Below are 15521 nucleotides of genomic sequence, written 5' to 3' on the forward strand. Positions count from 1 at the left end.
GGCCTTCTATGATCTCCACTCCCTTGTATTTGCACAGACGCTTAAATATTTCGATCAAATCTCTCCTCACTTGATTATAGATCTCTTTCCGTCTATACTTCGGGGTGAACACGATATGGTATTTGCACATCCACTTCGTGTGAGCTAAACTATAGCTCTTGTTTGCCATCTAAGACCATTCCTTTCTTTTATTGAGCCTGAACATCTCAATTTTATGGGAATGGTCTAGTTGGTCAAACCTTCGTTCCTCCACCCGCATAGCGGGTGGTTTTTTGTTTCGCACGCTTCGCGAGCTCAACTGGCTAAAGCCATAACAAAGAAAAAAGGAGCCGAATCTCGGCCCCTTCTTTCTTTGGATAAGGGACTTACGCCCCTCCGCCGAACCGCTTGCGATACCCGCATTTCCGGCATAGCTCCTCTACGGCCTCGCGCCGAGAGAAGCCTTCGTATAGACGGTTCGCCCGTTCTCCTTCCACTATCTCTGAAAACGGCGTCTTGTACACATTCCCAAGATTAATGATCCCTTCCCCATCCAGACAGCAAGGAATGACCGTGCCGTCCACGAGAATTCCGGCTTGGTTGCGCAGCGCATGGCAGAAGCCTTTGCCATCGTCCTCCGGAGCGCGCAAGTCCGGCCAATCAAATTCGTAATCTTGGTTCAAGTAGATCCGCTCGGCTAATTTAACCCCGCTTCCCGGTGTGACCTTCTCCTCAATCCGGTAATCTAGGTTGAATTCCTCCTCAATGATGGCGAGCGTCTCCCGGTTACGCATCCGTTGCAGGTTCGTCTCATTATCCTGCGTCAAATTCCACAGCCGGAACGAAACGATCAAATCGGACGCAGCTACCGCCTCTCGCACGAAGGACAAAACGTTTTGCAAATACCCCTCCCGGTCAGTTGAACCTTCATGTCCATCAAAGCTGTGCAGCGAAAAATTCATCTGCCGCAGCGCCGGCTTGCCAAGCAGCTTATGCCGCACTTTGGGGAGCAGCGTGCCGTTCGTGGTGATGTTGACCTTAAACCCTTTTTCGTGACTGATGTCGAGCAACTGATCGATCTTGGGGTGCAGCAGCGGCTCGCCTTTGACATGGAAATAAATATAGTCCGTATGCGGCTTGATGTCGTCCAGAATTTTGCGAAAATCCTCCACCTTGATAAACTGCGCCTGGCGATGGGTAGGCGGACAGAAGCTGCAAGCCAAATTGCAGATGCTGGTCGTTTCGATATAGAACTTTTTAAATTTTTTCATGGTGACCTACTTCGTTTAAATTTTAGTTACTGTCTTATTCTATCAATGAATGGCGGTTAGTAAAAGATCATATGATCTTTGTCCGCTTTATAGTAATCCAGTCGGTCTTGCAAAGTCCCAGTGTGGAATTCGAACATATGGCCGTCCGGGTCCAGAAAATAAATTGACTTTTGGTCGCGCGCATCTCTTTCACGCCCCGGCAATACTTCGACGTTGAATTCCCGAAGACGATTTTGATAAGCCTCGAAATCCCCCTCGTCGATCGAAAAAGCGATATGCGTATATGTACGGTGCTGCTTGTCCCTCGGAAGGTCTTCCTGATTTAAGGCAATCCACAGCCCGTTCAAATCGAAGTAGGCAAGTTTGCGCCCTTTCACCAGGGGACTCGCGCCAAAGACCTGCTCATAAAACGCCATGGATCGATCCAAATCAGATACGGAGAAACAGAAATGATTAATGCCGTTAATCTTCATACAAATCCTCCTAATTCTCTCAAACAGAACGTGACAAGGCCTGGTGCCCTGCCACGACGATCAATCTTCATCTTGCTTCGTTTTCCTAGTTTAGGATGTAGCTTTGGCGGTGATTCGCACGTTTTCCACAATAATCGGCGTACCTGCCCCTATCATATCCTGCCCCAGCACCAACGTCAAAGACTCCGGCTTCAGTACAAACAGACGTCCTTCCTGCGGCATGCCATTGATAAATAAATTGGTGTAGGCCCCGTCACCAATCCCGGCAAAAACCACAGGCGTATTCCCTGCGTCGTCCGTAAATTGATTGGCAGGGATGTGAACGGTCCCGGTCATATCAGCAGGGGCCGCATAAAAGTAACGGAATACGGCTGGGGTTACGAGAATTTCGACTGCAGGCGGTCCCGGCGGTCCTGGCGGTCCTGGCGGTCCCATTGGCCCGACTGCTCCTGACTCACCTTGGGGTCCCGGCGGTCCCATCGGCCCTCCGCTCCCTGGCATGCCCTGCGGCCCCGCCGGCCCGGGAACTCCCCTTATATCGGCCGGGTCTCCCGCTTCTCTCTCACGTATCCACCGCTCATACTGCCACAGTGCACGACGGTAGTCCCGCATCAGACTCACTGCTTGCTGATAACGATTCCGCAGCGAAGACACGGTCCGCTTCCGGCGTCGACGACGCGAGCTTGCCGGGCAGTGCTTCACCTTATGGGCTTGTTGTCGCCGTTTGTTTATGCGCATTGCCTTTTTACGCTCAGCTCTTACCGCTCCCATGCACCGCTTCCCCCTGGCCAGATGGTTCTTCAAGCCTTACTTTCCTATCCTATGAATAACCCGCCTTGGATGCTTGGGCAAATGGCTTCACGTCGTTCCAAAAATCCATATTCAACGGAGGCTGTCTGCCCTATCACTTAACGAAGTTGCATCATTATATATGATATATCGGACACCTTCGATACCATCAAAGATGAGGAGGTAATGTTAGATGCCTGTAATAAAACCCGTATTTACGGCAGTAGCATCCGCTCCAGTCGCCTCTGGGGGTGAAGTTACTACTGTAATTACACCAACGGTCTCCCGTTACTTCGCCACGTTAACAGCCGACATGATCGGTGCTACTGAAACGACCATTCCTGCCGACAGCTTCGTTGACGATGCCGACGCACCGATTACGGATCTGCCTGAGCTCACCACCACTGATTATCTCAACGTTTACATTAACGGCGTACTTCAACAAGCTTCGTTATCCACGCTGACCACGGCCAGCCTCGTGCTCGACACCGTGGACTTGACCCCGGGGATTCCCGTTATGATTGAAGTGGGCAGCTTCAGCAACGTCGTTTCCACGATCACGACCCCGCCAACGATATCGGCGCCTACGATTACGATTATCACGTAATCCATATTGACGAGCTGTCGCCTCATGGCATAAAATATTGCCAATGATAACGCAATAAGGCGATGGAGTTCGCCTGAACCGCTCATTTGGAGCTGATGACTCCTACCAGATTCTCTGGTAGGAGTCTGTCTATTTTTCAGGAGGTCGAGCATATTGAATATCCTTGCATTGATTGTTGGGGGCTTCCTCGGTACCCTGCTCCGCTACGGTCTGTCCCTCTGGATTCCAAACATCGGAGCTTTCCCCCTATCGATCCTGCTCATCAACTGGGCCGGTTGCCTATTTCTCGGGTGGTTGTTTACCGTCGCAGCTTTGCGAAAAACCCATCCCAGTCTACGCATCGGGGCTGGCACAGGATTTGCCGGTGCATTTACGACGTTCTCTACCTTCACGGTCCAGACCGTTGATGCGGTACATACCGGACAACTGGTTGCAGCACTAGCCTATCTGTTCATCAGCTTACTCGGCGGTCTTCTCATGGCTTGGATTGGAGTCCGCTTAGGTCAAAAACAACAAGCTCCTAAGGAAGGTGATCCCGCATGATCGGTATCGTAGGACTTGGCGGCATTCTCGGCACGTTGCTTCGTTATTACTTAGGCCAATGGATCTCTACCCAAACCGCCTCTCGCGGTTCGCAATTCCCTTGGGGAACTTGGGTGATCAATCTCAGCGGCAGCCTCCTGCTTGGCATCCTAGCCGGACTCCACACACGGCAGGCCATCTCTGACTGGAGTTGGTTGATGATAGGCACGGGATTTTGTGGGGCCTACACAACATTCTCCACTTTTGGATATGAAACAATCACCCTAATCAACAAAGGGCAAAAACAAAAGGCTATCGTGTATGTGCTCACCTCGGCTTTACTCGGCGTGACTTTCGCATGGTTCGGCAGCTGGCTTGCCTCATACTAGCGATACCGCTCATTCCAAAGGCATCCGCCCGTATAACGATCAAGCGTCTCGGCTCCAGCATATAATGCAGCAAATCCGCAAACATGCGAGAAAAGGTGATTCCAATTGGCCAGTTTTCGTAGAGCTTATTTGCTGAAACAACGCATTGCCGGGAAGATGCTCAGGTTGAACGGAGTTCATGGTGTAGGTGTCGGTTTGCGGGACCCCAAACACCCAAAACGAGGCGCAGCCATTATTGTTTATGCCGATACTCTGTCCAAAGCCGCTGCTGCCAAAAAAAACAAGTCACCCCGCACCACAGCATTACCTCGTTATCTCAAACCTCGGGCTGGCGTGCCGTTTCGAATCGTTCGTTCCCCCAGGTTCTGTAAAGGTTCCGGTAACGGTCCGAGCACCAGGTTCACTCGCCGAATTCGCCCGGTCGTGGCCGGCTACAGCGTGGGCACTTCGGACTCCTCCGGCACAGCTGGTTTGATCGTCAGCGATGCTTCCGGATGTGAACGTCTGATCCTTAGTAACAACCACGTTCTCGTTAATAATAATACCCGGCGTTTCTCTGCCACGGTGCAGCCGGGAGGCGCCGATGGAGGTACCGTTCCCAAGGACCGCATCGGTCAGCTGGACCGTTTCGTTAAGCTGAGCCGCAAACGGGCGAATTATTTGGACGCGGCCACCGCCAAACCTTTGCGACGCTCTTTGCTGAGACCAGCCTATGCCGTCTTTGGCATCGTCCCCGGGCATGTACGATCCTATAAAGTTGGCGATCGTCTCAAGAAGGTAGGACGGACGACCGGTGTGGTGACCGGTACGGTGGAATCGATCCATACCGATGTTCAGGTCGACTACGGGGATTACGGCAATTTGGGGACGATTACCTTCAAGAACCAAAGCGTGATCCGCGGCAAGCGCCCCGTCTCCCTGGAAGGCGATTCCGGCTCCGTGTGGCTGACGAGCAAAGGCAATCTTGCCGCTGCAGTTAACTTTGCGGGATCGGAAAACGGAATGTTGTCTATCTCCTATCCCATTGAATGGTTTATGCAGGTGTTTGGCACGAGGGCAGCGAAGCCTGCGTCGGGGCGACTGCTGCGAGCCCAACGGGGGAAGAGCAATAGGTTTATATGCATTCGGCCATTACCGGTGAAACTGGTCAAATCCCTTCGACCGATTACGGCATCTCCTCGACCACTCCGTCGGCATGCTACAGCAAAAAAAGCTCCCTAAGGGTATCCTTGGGGAGCTTACGATGTTATTCCATAAAATCTTTCAGCCGCTTGCTGCGGCTTGGATGCCGGAGTTTGCGCAGCGCTTTGGCTTCAATCTGACGAATCCGTTCGCGCGTTACCCCAAACTCCTTGCCAACCTCTTCCAACGTCCGCGTCCGGCCGTCATCCATCCCGAAACGCAGGCGAAGGACATTTTCCTCACGCTCTGTCAGTGTATCCAATACTTCTTCCAACTGCTCCTTTAACAACTCATAAGCTGCAGCTTCTGCCGGAGCCGGAGCATCGTGATCTTCGATGAAGTCGCCGAGATTCGAATCGTTCTCTTCACCAATTGGCGTTTCCAACGAGACCGGCTCCTGAGCAATCTTCATGATCTCCCGCACCTTATCCGGCGTTAGATCCATCTCCTTCGCGATCTCCTCCGGAGTCGGCTCGCGTCCGATCTCCTGGAGCAACTGCCGGGAGACACGGATCAATTTATTAATGGTTTCCACCATATGAACCGGAATTCGGATCGTCCGGGCTTGGTCTGCAATCGCACGGGTAATCGCTTGACGAATCCACCAGGTGGCGTAAGTACTGAACTTGAATCCTTTCGAATAATCGAACTTCTCCACCGCTTTGATCAAGCCCATGTTGCCCTCTTGAATCAGGTCCAGGAATACCATCCCGCGCCCAACATAACGACGGGCAATGCTGACCACCAATCTGAGATTCGCTTCAGCCAATCTGCGCTTCGCTTCCTCATCCCCGTTCTCGATGCGCTGCGCAAGCTCAATTTCCTCCTCTGCGGACAACAGAGGCACGCGCCCGATTTCCTTCAGATACATTCTGACCGGGTCATCGATTTTAATTCCTGGCGGTAACGTCAGATCGTCGGTGTAATCCAATTCATTATTCTTCAAGTCCTCTGTCATCTTCCAGACCCCCACCCTAAAAATTAAATGCGAAAACCACTTCTATATCTCTAAAGCCACAAATCCATTTGACAAATGATTGATTTTATGCTATTATTGAGAAGATTATTGCGTGAGTGTTTTGTGATTGGCTATCCGTCATTTTACCACAGTTCATTATTTTATACAACATTTATTTATTTTTAATTTTGTTCGCAGAGTGAGACGCTGATCCTTCCGGATCAGCGTTTTTTGGTTTGCCTATGACTCTAAATCGATCAATCAAGACAGATCTTCCCAAGCCCGTAACAATGCCCCTTGGAAAATTTCCAACGGTTGTGCCCCTGAGACTGCATACTTCCCGCGCAGCACAAAGAACGGTACGCCGCGAATCCCAAGTCTTCTTGCTTCATTCTCATCCTCGCGAACAGCATCGGCATACGTATTTTGCTCCAACACTTCCCTAACGGCGGCACCATCCAAGCCCACCTCTTCCGCCAAACGAACCAATGTGTCCCGGTCCCCGATATGCAGCGAATCCGTAAAATAAGCCCGGAACAACCGCTCCGTCATCTCCTTCGCCTTGCCCTGTTCCCCAGCATAATGCGCTAAGCGATGAGCATCAAACGTATTCGTAGGAATGATCGTATCAAAGTTATACGTCAAGCCTTCCGTTTGAGCCTGCTGTGCAACATTGCGGTTAGATTCCTTCGCCTGCTCCAGGCTGAGGCCGTACTTGACCGCTAACAGTTCATGAATGCTCGACTCTGTATCCTTAGGTGCCCCTGGATCCAGTTCAAAGCTGCGGTATACGAGTTCGATCTCATCTCGATGACTAAAAGATTCTAATGCCCTTTCGAGGCGACGCTTGCCAATATAACAAAACGGACAGCCAAAGTCCGACCACACTTCAATTTTCACATCAATCTCCTCCTTTTTTAGCGCAAGCTCCTTGCCGGATTAGCCCTCATTCGCTGCCAGCTCTCCGACAAGGATGAATTGTTCAATCACCATCATATGGGATTTCCTTGCGTTTATGCTGCACCTTCCCGCAAGATGTGACTTGCTTGTCTAAGGCAGCTATAATAAACAAGTAAGGATATTTTTCCATAAGAGGTGATTCTATGAAAGTGACTTATTTGGGACATTCCTGCATCCTGGTAGACACAGGAAAGCATCAGTTGATCATTGATCCATTCCTCACCGGAAATCCTTCGGCAGCTGTCGCAGCCGATGACATTCAAGTCGATTATGTGCTTCTGACTCATGGTCATTCCGATCATATCGCAGATGCGGAAAGCATCGCCCGGCGAAACAATGCGCCGATTCTCGCCATTGTCGAGCTGGCAGATTATTTTGCTGGCACTGGACTGCAAACGGTTGGCATGAACCTTGGCGGCTCCCGTACGTTCCCGTTTGGTAAATTAAAATGGGTGCCTGCGCTGCACAGCTCGTCCGTTAATCATAACGGCGTAAATGTATATCTTGGCGTGGCCGCTGGAATCCTGCTCGATCTTGACGGAACAATCCTTTATCATGCCGGAGATACCGCCTTATTCAGCGATATGAAATTGGTTAGCTCTCGCGGCCCGGTCGATCTCGCATTCCTGCCGATTGGCGATCATTTTACTATGGGACCGGAGGATGCTCTAACCGCAGCTGAATGGATTGGCGCCAAGCACGTTGTCCCTGTGCACTACAATACGTTTGATGCCATTGCCCAGGACGGGGAACAATTTGTCGCAGATCTCGCACGGATCGGCATTACAGGTCATGCCTTGAAGCCGGGCGATTCTTTGGACAACTTCTAAATTTAAACGGATGAACAGCAAAATGGTTGCACTTTGCAGCAATTTTGCTGTTTTTTAATCCGCCAACTCCTTCCCCCGCGTCTCGGTCCCCAACCAAAACACGGCCAGTGCCCCAATTAGAATCGTCACGAAGAACATCCAGAAGATTCCTCCGATGGCGACGTGCCGGGCAACCAGCATGCCAACCAAATACGGAGCGATGACCCCGCCGACCCGTCCAAAGGAAGCGGCCAAGCCAACTCCGGTAGAACGCACCCGCGTCGGGTATAGTTCCGGGGTATACGCATACATGCCGCCCCATGCCCCCAGATTAAAGAAGGACAAGCAGATCCCGGCAGCAATCAGCATACCTTCGCTGGATGCAATGCCAAACCAGGCGGCGCTGGCTGCAGTGAGCAGCAAATACAACACCAGCACAAACTTACGCCCAAACTTCTCGATGAAATAGGCGGCCGTAAAATAGCCTGGTAATTGCGCCAACGTCATGATCAGCACGTATTCAAAGCTTTTGACCAAGCTGAAGCCTTTCAGGACCATCACCGAAGGCAGCCACAGAAACATGCCATAATACGAAAAGACAACGGTAAACCACAAAATCCATAGCATCACCGTCGAACGGCGGTGCGGAGAAGCCCAAACGGACTTAAACCGCTCCCCGAAAGAAAGACCCCGCTCTTGTAGATGACCCGTCTGCTGTTTAAATAGGGCCGGCTCCTGGATGGATTGGCGCAAGTACAGCGCGTATAACGCAGGGATCGCACCGATGAGAAAAGCGGCCTGCCATCCATAATCCGGTATGATGAAATACGAGATCAACGCCGAAGCAATCCAACCGGCAGCCCAGAAGCTCTCCAGCAGCACGACAGATTTTCCACGTTCCTGAACCGACACCGATTCAGATACCAATGTGGAAGCGACCGGAAGCTCACCGCCAAGCCCAAAGCCGGCAATAAAGCGAAGCAAGCAAAGGATCGCAAAACTTGTAGCGGCAGCCGACAAACCGCTGGCGATCGAGAAAATCAACAGTGTCCATAGAAGTACGGATTTGCGGCCAAACTTGTCCGCCATATAACCGGCAATCGCTGCGCCAAACGCCATCCCTACGGAGTTGATCGCGGTAAAGAAGCCGGTCTGCTGCGGCGTTAAGCTCCATTCTACCGCAAGTGCCGCAGCGATAAACGAAATCATCCCGACGTCCATCGCATCAAACATCCAGCTGAGCCCGGCGCTGAATAGCAGCTTCCGCCGTGCTGACGCGGGTCTTCCTTGGAAAGCCTGTTCCTGAGCATTCAAACGACTCGCCCCCTAACCAATCTTGTTCTAACTGTAGCTTATCCCGGAAAGCGGTCGATCCATGCTAAGATCTCATGCCTTCTTTCTTCTTGGACAGGATCCGGTTGCGAATCACGAATATGACGCCCAGCACAAGCAAGAATAAGACGTAGGAGAAGATCAAGTCCTGAAGATTTACCCCCGGAAACACGATCGATGCGCTTAAGATCCCAAACAGCCAGATACTTGACAGGTTCCCAACCAGGTTAGACCAGACATAAGAATGGAGCTTTAGATTCGAAATCGCCGACATAAACGAAATGAGATTGTTGGGCATAATCGGAATGGTGCGGAGAAAGATTACTGCCCATACCCCATAGCGGTCTAACCCTTTTTGCCATTTTTCGTATTTTTGCAGCTTAACTAACCACCGACGGTGAAACCAATCCGCAAAAAAGTATCTGCACATCAGATAAACGACCATCCCCGCCGCCGTACCAGCAATCCAGCTGGCGAATAAACCGTTCGTGATCCCCAGCAGGGAGAGATGCAGCATCACGATCGTGGCAAATGGAAAAAATCCAAAAAGCCCCTGTACAACTGCGAGCGGGATCGTTAGAAGCAGGATCGAGTATCCGCCCAACTGCGTCGTCTCCAAGAACCAGTCCGTGATTTCTTTAACCCATTCGTTCAAATGATTTGATCCCCATTCCCCAAAGCATTTTAAGCCTCAACAACCCGTTTTCCCAAAATAACGAGATCCCGTTCTACGCCATCCAAATTGGCTACCCGGGGCAAATGCGCCCAACGTTCGAAGCCGAACTTACTAAGCAGCTTTAGGCTCGGCTCGTTATGACCAAACACGAATCCAAGCAGCGTATGTACCCCAATCTCAGGACAAACCGCAAAAGCTCGGTTTAACAAGATTCCTCCGATTCCGCGAGAACGGTAGGCTTCTGTAATATAAATACTGATTTCGGCTGTTCCGTTATAGGCCGGTCGCCCGTAAAAGGACTGAAAGCTGAGCCAGGCGATGACTTTTCCCTCGGATTTCATGACCAATAGCGGCCGGAAATCAGGCGAATGCTCATCAAACCATTTCCGTCTGGCTTCAACGGTCACCGGCTCCAAATCGGCGGTAACCATGCGTCCAGCGATCGTCTCATTGTAAATCGCCACGATCGCCGGCAAGTCCTCCGGCGTGGCGTCTTCAATTGTATATTCGAAATGTTCCGTCATATGTACATGCTCACAGTCCTTACACAATTTTGTTGTACAGCTTAAGCACACTAAAATGCATGCCTTCATGATACGTTGTAAAATTGATTAACTGGCCGACGGTTTCAATCCGATAGCCGGTATCGTTCTTACCAGCTTCAAAGTTTGGGACCGTACAAAATCAAGCTGCCGCCAAATCATCTCTTCCATTCCCTTTCCCTCCTAGTCCATTTCATGTTTAATTTGAACGTAGTGCTCCACTGTAGGCATGGGATCGTAGAATGGATGAAGCAGCGTTTTCCATTCCTCATAATCAGGAGATTGACGGAAACCTACCTCATGGGCAGAAATCGATTGCCAACGCACTAGTAGAATATATTTACTTTCGGTCTCTACACACTTATGAAGCTCATGTCCTAGATAACCGGACGCCCGGCTGATAATTTTCGAAGCCTTGCGGAATTGGCTTTCGAAATCATTGATCATTCCGGGCTTCACATGCAGCTCAGCTACTTCAAGAATCATCCTCTGCATCCCCTCCGTTCAACTGATTATAGCACGGACTTAGTGCTTTATGAATCCAAATTGCGGCAATTGAGCCTTCCCCCATAGCCACGCTAACCTGTTCCGCATGAAGTCCTAGATCTCCAGCCACCCACACACCAGGGACATTCGTCTGCTTCGTCCGGGGATTCGTCTCGATATGACGGTTCTCGGCAATGCGCACTCCCAACTGAGCGGCTAAACCGGAATGAACTTCATTGCCGCCAAACGCAATAAATCCCCGTTCTGCTGCTAAGCTCCGTCCATCCTGTAAGTTCACGCTGCGGATGAAGCCTTCGGATTGCTTCACTTCGGCGATGGCCGCTTCCTCGTAGCGAATCCCGTGTTCCTCCATCCGTTTCAGGAGCGATGGAGCAACAGGTGTCTGTTCATGATTCACATAAGTTAAATCACGGGTCCGCTGGATGAGCAGCAGGGCCATCTTGGCACCGGTGTCCCCCGCCCCCATTAATACCGTATTACGCCCTTCAATTTCGTATCCGTCACAATCCGGGCAGACGTAGACGCTTAGCCCAAGCGTAGGAACCAAACCAGGGATATCGGGAAAACGGTCCAATACACCGGTCGCGAGCAGCAAGGTTCGACCTGAATACGTTTGGCCGGTTAAAGTTTTTACCTGAAATCCCTCCTCCCGTTTCTTTGCCTCGATTACGGTATCCTGCACAAATTTCACACCATAAGACTTCGCCTGTGTTCTCCCCCGGCTGCGTAATTCTTCGCCGGAAATCCCTTCCGGGAACCCCAGCAGATTATGATATTGCCGGCATAACGTAGATCTCCCGTAACCTGCGTCAATAACGAGTACATTGTGGACCGAGTACCGACCTAGCTGAATCGCGGCTTGTAATCCTGCAATACCGCCACCAATGATCATGCAGTCGTAGTTTGTGATTTGAGTCATGTTGTTATCTCGCTTTCCTTAGTGTCGTTCACTCAGTGTATAGCCACTTTCCCCTTAGGAGAAAATTAAAGCGTAAAACAAGGAGGTGAAAGATGTTGGACAAGTTTTTCGTCAAGCTACTTGGTAATGGAATTATCGTCATCGTCATGGTGATGCTCTTAAGCAACGCTTCATTCATCTCAGCGCTTTTAACAGCTTTAGCGTTGTCTATTCTAGCCTATTTATTCGGGGATTACTTCATCCTTCCGCGGACGAACAATGCAATTGCAACCGTGGTGGATGCGTTTCTCGTCTTTATCCTCCTGTGGGCGATTGCCGCCAACGCGGAATGGACGTTGTCCCTTAGCGAAATCCTTGCCATTACCATCGTGATGGGGGTGTTTGAATGGTTCTTGCACGCTTGGATGCTGCGAGACGGCATTCGCAGGGATAGCAGCGTACGAGTGCGTGATGCTCGATAAACACAACGAAAAAAGCGCGAGTACAAGGGATTCCCCTATGCACTCGCGCTTTGTGTAGATGGTTTAGTTGCAATTTAGCTGCCCAGCATGACGCGATCATCGGACAACTTGTGGCCGCTGATGCGCTCAAATTCACCTAGCAGCCGTTCGATCGTTAACTCGCGTTTGTTCGTTTCATCCACATCGAGAATAATCCGCCCGCCATCCATCATGATAAGGCGGTTCCCCAATCGGATCGCTTGCTCCATGTTGTGGGTGACCATCAACGTAGTTAGCTTCAGCTCACTAACGATCTCCTGCGTAAGCTTCGTCACCAGCTCAGCCCGGGCTGGGTCCAGTGCAGCAGTATGCTCGTCTAGAAGCAGTACCTCCGGTTCGGTAAACGTCGCCATCAACAGGCTCAGCGCCTGGCGTTCCCCGCCCGACAATGTACCGACCTTGGCGCGCAGCCGGTTCTCCAGGCCAATGCCCAGCCTGCGTAACTGCTCTTGAAACATGGAACGGCGCTTCGCGTTCACACCGAGCACAAGGCCGCGTGTCTTCCCGCGAGAGTAGGCCATCGCTAAGTTCTCCTCGATGGTCATATGCGGAGCAGTGCCGGCCATCGGGTCCTGGAACACACGGCCAATCCACTTGCTGCGGCGATGCTCCGGCAGGTGGCTGATGTCGACGCCGCCTAGGCGAACCTCGCCGGCATCCGGCTTAATGACACCGGAGATCATATTCATCAACGTCGACTTTCCTGCCCCGTTACTGCCGATCACCGTTACGAAATCCCCGGGATTCAGGTGCAGATTGACATCAATGAGCGCGATCTTCTCATCCGGCGACCCGGGATGAAAGAGCTTCGAGACCTGGGTTAACTTCAGCATTAGAACCCACCCCCTGCGCTCTTCTGTCCGGCGGTTTGCGTAATTTCAGCGGCGCGCCGACGAGCAACCGCTTTTTGCTTCATGTTTCTTTGGACGGTCGGAAGCACTAGTGCAATAATAACGATAACTGCCGTAATCAACTTCAAGTCAGTTTGCTCCAACCATTCAATCCGCAGCGCCAAGGCAACAACCACCCGATAGACGATGGATCCGAGTACCGCTGCCAGAGTGGCCCAAAATACCGTGCGCGCCCCGAAGATCGCCTCCCCGATAATCACCGATGCCAGCCCAATGACGATCATCCCGATCCCTGACGAAATGTCGGCGAAGCCGGACTGTTGAGCGATGAGCGCCCCGGACAAAGCCACAAGCCCGTTAGACAAACTGAGCCCGAGTATAATCGTATTGTCCGTATTGGCACCAAAACTGCGGATCATCCGTTTATTGTCACCGGTGGCCCGCAGAGCCAAGCCCAGTTCCGTCCGGAAGAACAAATCCAGCAGCAGCTTGATGGCGATCACAACGATCGGCATGAACACCAACGGCGAAACCGAGGTGAACAGCGTCGTCTCCCCAAGCAAGCCTACATTCGGTTTGCCCATGATCCGCATATTGATGGAGTACAACGCAATCATCATCAATATCCCGGAGAGCAGTCCATTAATCCGTCCTTTGGTATGAATGATGCCGGTGATCGCACCGGCGGCCAAGCCGCCCAAAAAAGCGACGATCGTAGCAATCCAGGGGGAGCTTCCCCCTGTGATCATAACCGCAGCGATCGCACCGCCGGTCGTAAAGCTACCGTCCACCGTCAGATCCGGAAAGTCGAGAATGCGGAACGTAATATATACGCCGAGCGCCATAAGCGCATACAGCAGGCCGGATTCCAGCGCCCCCAGCAGCGAGTTCAACATGGTGAGTACCTCCTCAAGAAATTAGGAGCGAGTGCTGCCTATTCGATCAAATTGTTTTCCTTATCCGTAATTTCATCCTTCATCGCATCGGTCACTTCGATCCCTTGCTCAGCCGCCGCTTTCAGGTTCATGATCAAGTCGAGCTTATCCGGCACCGTCACTTTCAGATCACCGACGTTTTTGCCGTTCTTCAGCACTTCAACTGCCATTTGTCCCACTTGATACCCGTGGTCATAGTACTTGAACCCGACCGTTGCAAAAGCGCCCTTCTCCACCGTATCGCGGTCACTCGAGAAGAACGGAATGTCGTTATCGTTCGCGACCTGGATCACCGTGCTGACAGCTTCAACGACCATGTTATCGAGCGTAATGTACAGCGCATCTACACGCCCTACCAACGATTCGGCTGCTTGCTTCACTTCCGACGTATTGGTTACCGAGGCTTTCACCAATTTGATGCCGTGAGCTTCCAGCGCCTTCTCAGCATGGTTTGCCATAACAACGGCGTTGGGTTCCCCTTGGTTGATAACCAAACCTACGGATTTCACATCCTTAAAGTGCTCAGCAATGAAGTCCATCAGTCTCGTAATCGCTTCCGGGTTCGTATCCGAAGCCCCGGAGATGTTCCCGCCCGGATGATCCAAATTGTCCACCAATTTGGCATCCACCGGATCCGTGACCGCCGCGAACAGGATCGGCGAGTTCTTCACCTGTTGCGCTACAGCTTGTGCAGGCGGCGTAGCGATCGCGAGCACCAGATCGTATTTCTCACCGGCAATTTTTTGCGCAATGGTCATATTGTTCGTTTGATCCCCCTGCGCATTGTTGTAATCCAGGTCCAAGTTCTCTCCTTCCACAATGCCTGCGTCCTTCAAAGCATCCAGGAAGCCTTCCCGCGTTGCATCCAAGGAAGGATGCTCCACGATTTGTGAAATCGCGATTTTGTACGTTTTCTGATCGGAATCTGACGTATTCCCCGCACCCGTGGTATTTTCTGTTCCGGTTCCCCCGGCGTTCCCCCCATTTGCAGCATTCCCATTGCCGGCATTGTTACCGCAAGCAACGACGCCGACCAGCAGCAGCGACATGGCGAGAATCATCCCAAGCTTCTTCTTCATGTTTTGTTTCCCCTTTCTCTCTCATGAAATTAATGACCCTGCAGTGTTGGAGCAGTAAAGCACAATCTGTTTAACGCTTTTAATGATGAAAGGATTAAAGCGCCCGTGGACAAGGATTCGCCCAAGATGGACACAAAGTATGATTTCTATATTAAATGGTGGTCAATTATACGTCAATACAGGTTATAGGACTTCTGCCTTAAGATTGATATAAAAAAGAGCCCTCCAAAGCAAAACCGAA

The 15521-nt window shown here is 51.4% G+C and carries 19 protein-coding genes, 1 pseudogene and 1 riboswitch; of the genes and pseudogenes, 6 read left to right on the plus strand and 14 right to left on the minus strand.

All coding sequences use genetic code 11. The features are described 5' to 3' along the window. From M891_RS0111325 to M891_RS25565, 4 genes are all read right to left on the minus strand, one after another. Positions 1 to 169: transposase (locus M891_RS0111325; RefSeq protein WP_028538915.1), on the minus strand; the 169-nt coding region annotated here is incomplete at its 3' end. Between the two features lie 196 nt (positions 170 to 365). Continuing rightward, positions 366 to 1250, minus strand: a complete 885-nt coding sequence (locus tag M891_RS0111330) for a radical SAM/SPASM domain-containing protein (protein ID WP_028538916.1) — start codon at positions 1248 to 1250, stop codon at positions 366 to 368. Between the two features lie 56 nt (positions 1251 to 1306). After that, on the minus strand, positions 1307 to 1723 hold the full coding sequence (gene fosB, locus M891_RS0111335; protein WP_028538917.1) for a metallothiol transferase FosB: 417 nt from the start codon (positions 1721 to 1723) through the stop codon (positions 1307 to 1309). Between the two features lie 90 nt (positions 1724 to 1813). Further along, complete coding sequence (locus M891_RS25565) at positions 1814 to 2494, minus strand: DUF4183 domain-containing protein (protein ID WP_176222394.1); 681 nt, start codon at positions 2492 to 2494, stop codon at positions 1814 to 1816. 211 nt (positions 2495 to 2705) lie between these two features. Between M891_RS25565 and M891_RS0111345 the strand changes: the two genes are divergently transcribed. The 4 genes from M891_RS0111345 to M891_RS0111360 all read left to right on the plus strand — a co-directional run bounded on the left by M891_RS0111345 (position 2706) and on the right by M891_RS0111360 (position 5251). Further along, positions 2706 to 3119: a DUF4183 domain-containing protein gene (locus tag M891_RS0111345; protein ID WP_016312278.1), complete on the plus strand. Its 414-nt coding sequence runs from the start codon at positions 2706 to 2708 to the stop codon at positions 3117 to 3119. A 49-nt stretch (positions 3120 to 3168) separates the two neighbouring features. Then, positions 3169 to 3231: riboswitch (Fluoride riboswitch) on the plus strand. 41 nt (positions 3232 to 3272) lie between these two features. Further along, the gene (crcB, locus tag M891_RS0111350) at positions 3273 to 3662 is read left to right on the plus strand and encodes a fluoride efflux transporter CrcB (protein WP_374700812.1); all 390 of its coding nucleotides are present in this window, start codon (positions 3273 to 3275) and stop codon (positions 3660 to 3662) included. Then, a complete protein-coding gene (gene crcB / locus M891_RS0111355; RefSeq protein ID WP_028538920.1) occupies positions 3659 to 4030 on the plus strand; it encodes a fluoride efflux transporter CrcB in 372 nt (123 codons plus the stop codon). The genes crcB (M891_RS0111350) and crcB (M891_RS0111355) overlap by 4 nt, the downstream gene beginning before the upstream one ends. 105 nt (positions 4031 to 4135) lie before the next feature. Beyond that, a complete protein-coding gene (locus M891_RS0111360; RefSeq protein WP_028538921.1) occupies positions 4136 to 5251 on the plus strand; it encodes a hypothetical protein in 1116 nt (371 codons plus the stop codon). Positions 5252 to 5276: 25 nt separating this feature from the next. Here M891_RS0111360 and rpoD read toward each other — a convergent pair. Together rpoD and M891_RS0111370 are read right to left on the minus strand one after the other, a co-directional pair. Further along, positions 5277 to 6164 (minus strand): annotated as a pseudogene (gene rpoD, locus M891_RS0111365) (RNA polymerase sigma factor RpoD); the annotation flags it as partial. A gap of 267 nt (positions 6165 to 6431) precedes the next feature. After that, positions 6432 to 7070 carry a DsbA family oxidoreductase gene (locus tag M891_RS0111370; RefSeq protein ID WP_028538922.1) on the minus strand — a complete coding sequence of 213 codons (639 nt, stop codon included), beginning with the start codon at positions 7068 to 7070 and terminating at the stop codon, positions 6432 to 6434. 203 nt (positions 7071 to 7273) lie between these two features. On the opposite strand from M891_RS0111370, the gene M891_RS0111375 reads away from it, so the two are divergent. Next, positions 7274 to 7960 carry a metal-dependent hydrolase gene (locus tag M891_RS0111375; RefSeq protein ID WP_028538923.1) on the plus strand — a complete coding sequence of 229 codons (687 nt, stop codon included), beginning with the start codon at positions 7274 to 7276 and terminating at the stop codon, positions 7958 to 7960. Between the two features lie 54 nt (positions 7961 to 8014). On the opposite strand, the gene M891_RS0111380 is transcribed toward M891_RS0111375, so the two are convergent. From M891_RS0111380 to M891_RS0111405, 5 genes are all read right to left on the minus strand, one after another. After that, positions 8015 to 9253 (minus strand): MFS transporter, encoded by a 1239-nt coding sequence (locus M891_RS0111380; protein ID WP_028538924.1) that lies wholly within the window; start codon positions 9251 to 9253, stop codon positions 8015 to 8017. A gap of 64 nt (positions 9254 to 9317) precedes the next feature. After that, entirely contained in the window at positions 9318 to 9926 is a 609-nt protein-coding gene (locus M891_RS0111385) for a TVP38/TMEM64 family protein (RefSeq protein WP_028538925.1), read from the minus strand. Positions 9927 to 9955: 29 nt separating this feature from the next. Beyond that, a complete protein-coding gene (locus M891_RS0111390) occupies positions 9956 to 10471 on the minus strand; it encodes a GNAT family N-acetyltransferase (protein WP_016312287.1) in 516 nt (171 codons plus the stop codon). Positions 10472 to 10672: 201 nt separating this feature from the next. Continuing rightward, positions 10673 to 10975, minus strand: coding sequence for an antibiotic biosynthesis monooxygenase family protein (locus M891_RS0111400; protein WP_028538926.1), 303 nt, complete (start codon positions 10973 to 10975; stop codon positions 10673 to 10675). Continuing rightward, positions 10965 to 11915: an NAD(P)/FAD-dependent oxidoreductase gene (locus M891_RS0111405; protein ID WP_028538927.1), complete on the minus strand. Its 951-nt coding sequence runs from the start codon at positions 11913 to 11915 to the stop codon at positions 10965 to 10967. The genes M891_RS0111400 and M891_RS0111405 overlap by 11 nt, the downstream gene beginning before the upstream one ends. A 92-nt stretch (positions 11916 to 12007) precedes the next feature. Between M891_RS0111405 and M891_RS0111410 the strand changes: the two genes are divergently transcribed. Then, the gene (locus M891_RS0111410; RefSeq protein WP_036700178.1) at positions 12008 to 12376 is read left to right on the plus strand and encodes a DUF2512 family protein; all 369 of its coding nucleotides are present in this window, start codon (positions 12008 to 12010) and stop codon (positions 12374 to 12376) included. Positions 12377 to 12450: 74 nt separating this feature from the next. On the opposite strand, the gene M891_RS0111415 is transcribed toward M891_RS0111410, so the two are convergent. Genes M891_RS0111415 through M891_RS0111425 form a run of 3 tightly spaced genes read right to left on the minus strand, consistent with a single transcriptional unit; the run spans position 12451 to position 15280 of the window. Next, entirely contained in the window at positions 12451 to 13248 is a 798-nt protein-coding gene (locus M891_RS0111415) for an ABC transporter ATP-binding protein (protein ID WP_016312292.1), read from the minus strand. After that, positions 13248 to 14162 carry an ABC transporter permease gene (locus M891_RS0111420; RefSeq protein WP_028538929.1) on the minus strand — a complete coding sequence of 305 codons (915 nt, stop codon included), beginning with the start codon at positions 14160 to 14162 and terminating at the stop codon, positions 13248 to 13250. Before M891_RS0111420 ends, M891_RS0111415 begins: the two co-directional genes overlap by 1 nt. A gap of 38 nt (positions 14163 to 14200) precedes the next feature. After that, the gene (locus tag M891_RS0111425) at positions 14201 to 15280 is read right to left on the minus strand and encodes an ABC transporter substrate-binding protein (protein ID WP_016312294.1); all 1080 of its coding nucleotides are present in this window, start codon (positions 15278 to 15280) and stop codon (positions 14201 to 14203) included. Positions 15281 to 15521 lie beyond the last annotated feature (241 nt).

The organism is Paenibacillus sp. J14 (assembly GCF_000518465.1).
Lineage (GTDB): Bacteria > Bacillota > Bacilli > Paenibacillales > Paenibacillaceae > Fontibacillus > Fontibacillus barengoltzii.

Bases quoted from the DNA above. Each gene is read 5' to 3' on its own strand.
- M891_RS0111390 (WP_016312287.1), bottom strand. From the start codon at position 10,471: ATGACGGAACATTTCGAATATACAATTGAAGACGCCACGCCGGAGGAC.
- M891_RS0111400 (WP_028538926.1), bottom strand. From the start codon at position 10,975: ATGATTCTTGAAGTAGCTGAGCTGCATGTGAAGCCCGGAATGATCAAT.
- fosB (WP_028538917.1), bottom strand. From the start codon at position 1,723: ATGAAGATTAACGGCATTAATCATTTCTGTTTCTCCGTATCTGATTTG.
- M891_RS0111405 (WP_028538927.1), bottom strand. From the start codon at position 11,915: ATGACTCAAATCACAAACTACGACTGCATGATCATTGGTGGCGGTATT.
- M891_RS0111420 (WP_028538929.1), bottom strand. From the start codon at position 14,162: ATGTTGAACTCGCTGCTGGGGGCGCTGGAATCCGGCCTGCTGTATGCG.
- M891_RS0111345 (WP_016312278.1), top strand. From the start codon at position 2,706: ATGCCTGTAATAAAACCCGTATTTACGGCAGTAGCATCCGCTCCAGTC.
- M891_RS0111375 (WP_028538923.1), top strand. From the start codon at position 7,274: ATGAAAGTGACTTATTTGGGACATTCCTGCATCCTGGTAGACACAGGA.
- crcB (WP_028538920.1), top strand. From the start codon at position 3,659: ATGATCGGTATCGTAGGACTTGGCGGCATTCTCGGCACGTTGCTTCGT.
- M891_RS0111415 (WP_016312292.1), bottom strand. From the start codon at position 13,248: ATGCTGAAGTTAACCCAGGTCTCGAAGCTCTTTCATCCCGGGTCGCCG.
- M891_RS0111425 (WP_016312294.1), bottom strand. From the start codon at position 15,280: ATGAAGAAGAAGCTTGGGATGATTCTCGCCATGTCGCTGCTGCTGGTC.
- M891_RS25565 (WP_176222394.1), bottom strand. From the start codon at position 2,494: ATGGGAGCGGTAAGAGCTGAGCGTAAAAAGGCAATGCGCATAAACAAA.
- M891_RS0111410 (WP_036700178.1), top strand. From the start codon at position 12,008: ATGTTGGACAAGTTTTTCGTCAAGCTACTTGGTAATGGAATTATCGTC.
- M891_RS0111330 (WP_028538916.1), bottom strand. From the start codon at position 1,250: ATGAAAAAATTTAAAAAGTTCTATATCGAAACGACCAGCATCTGCAAT.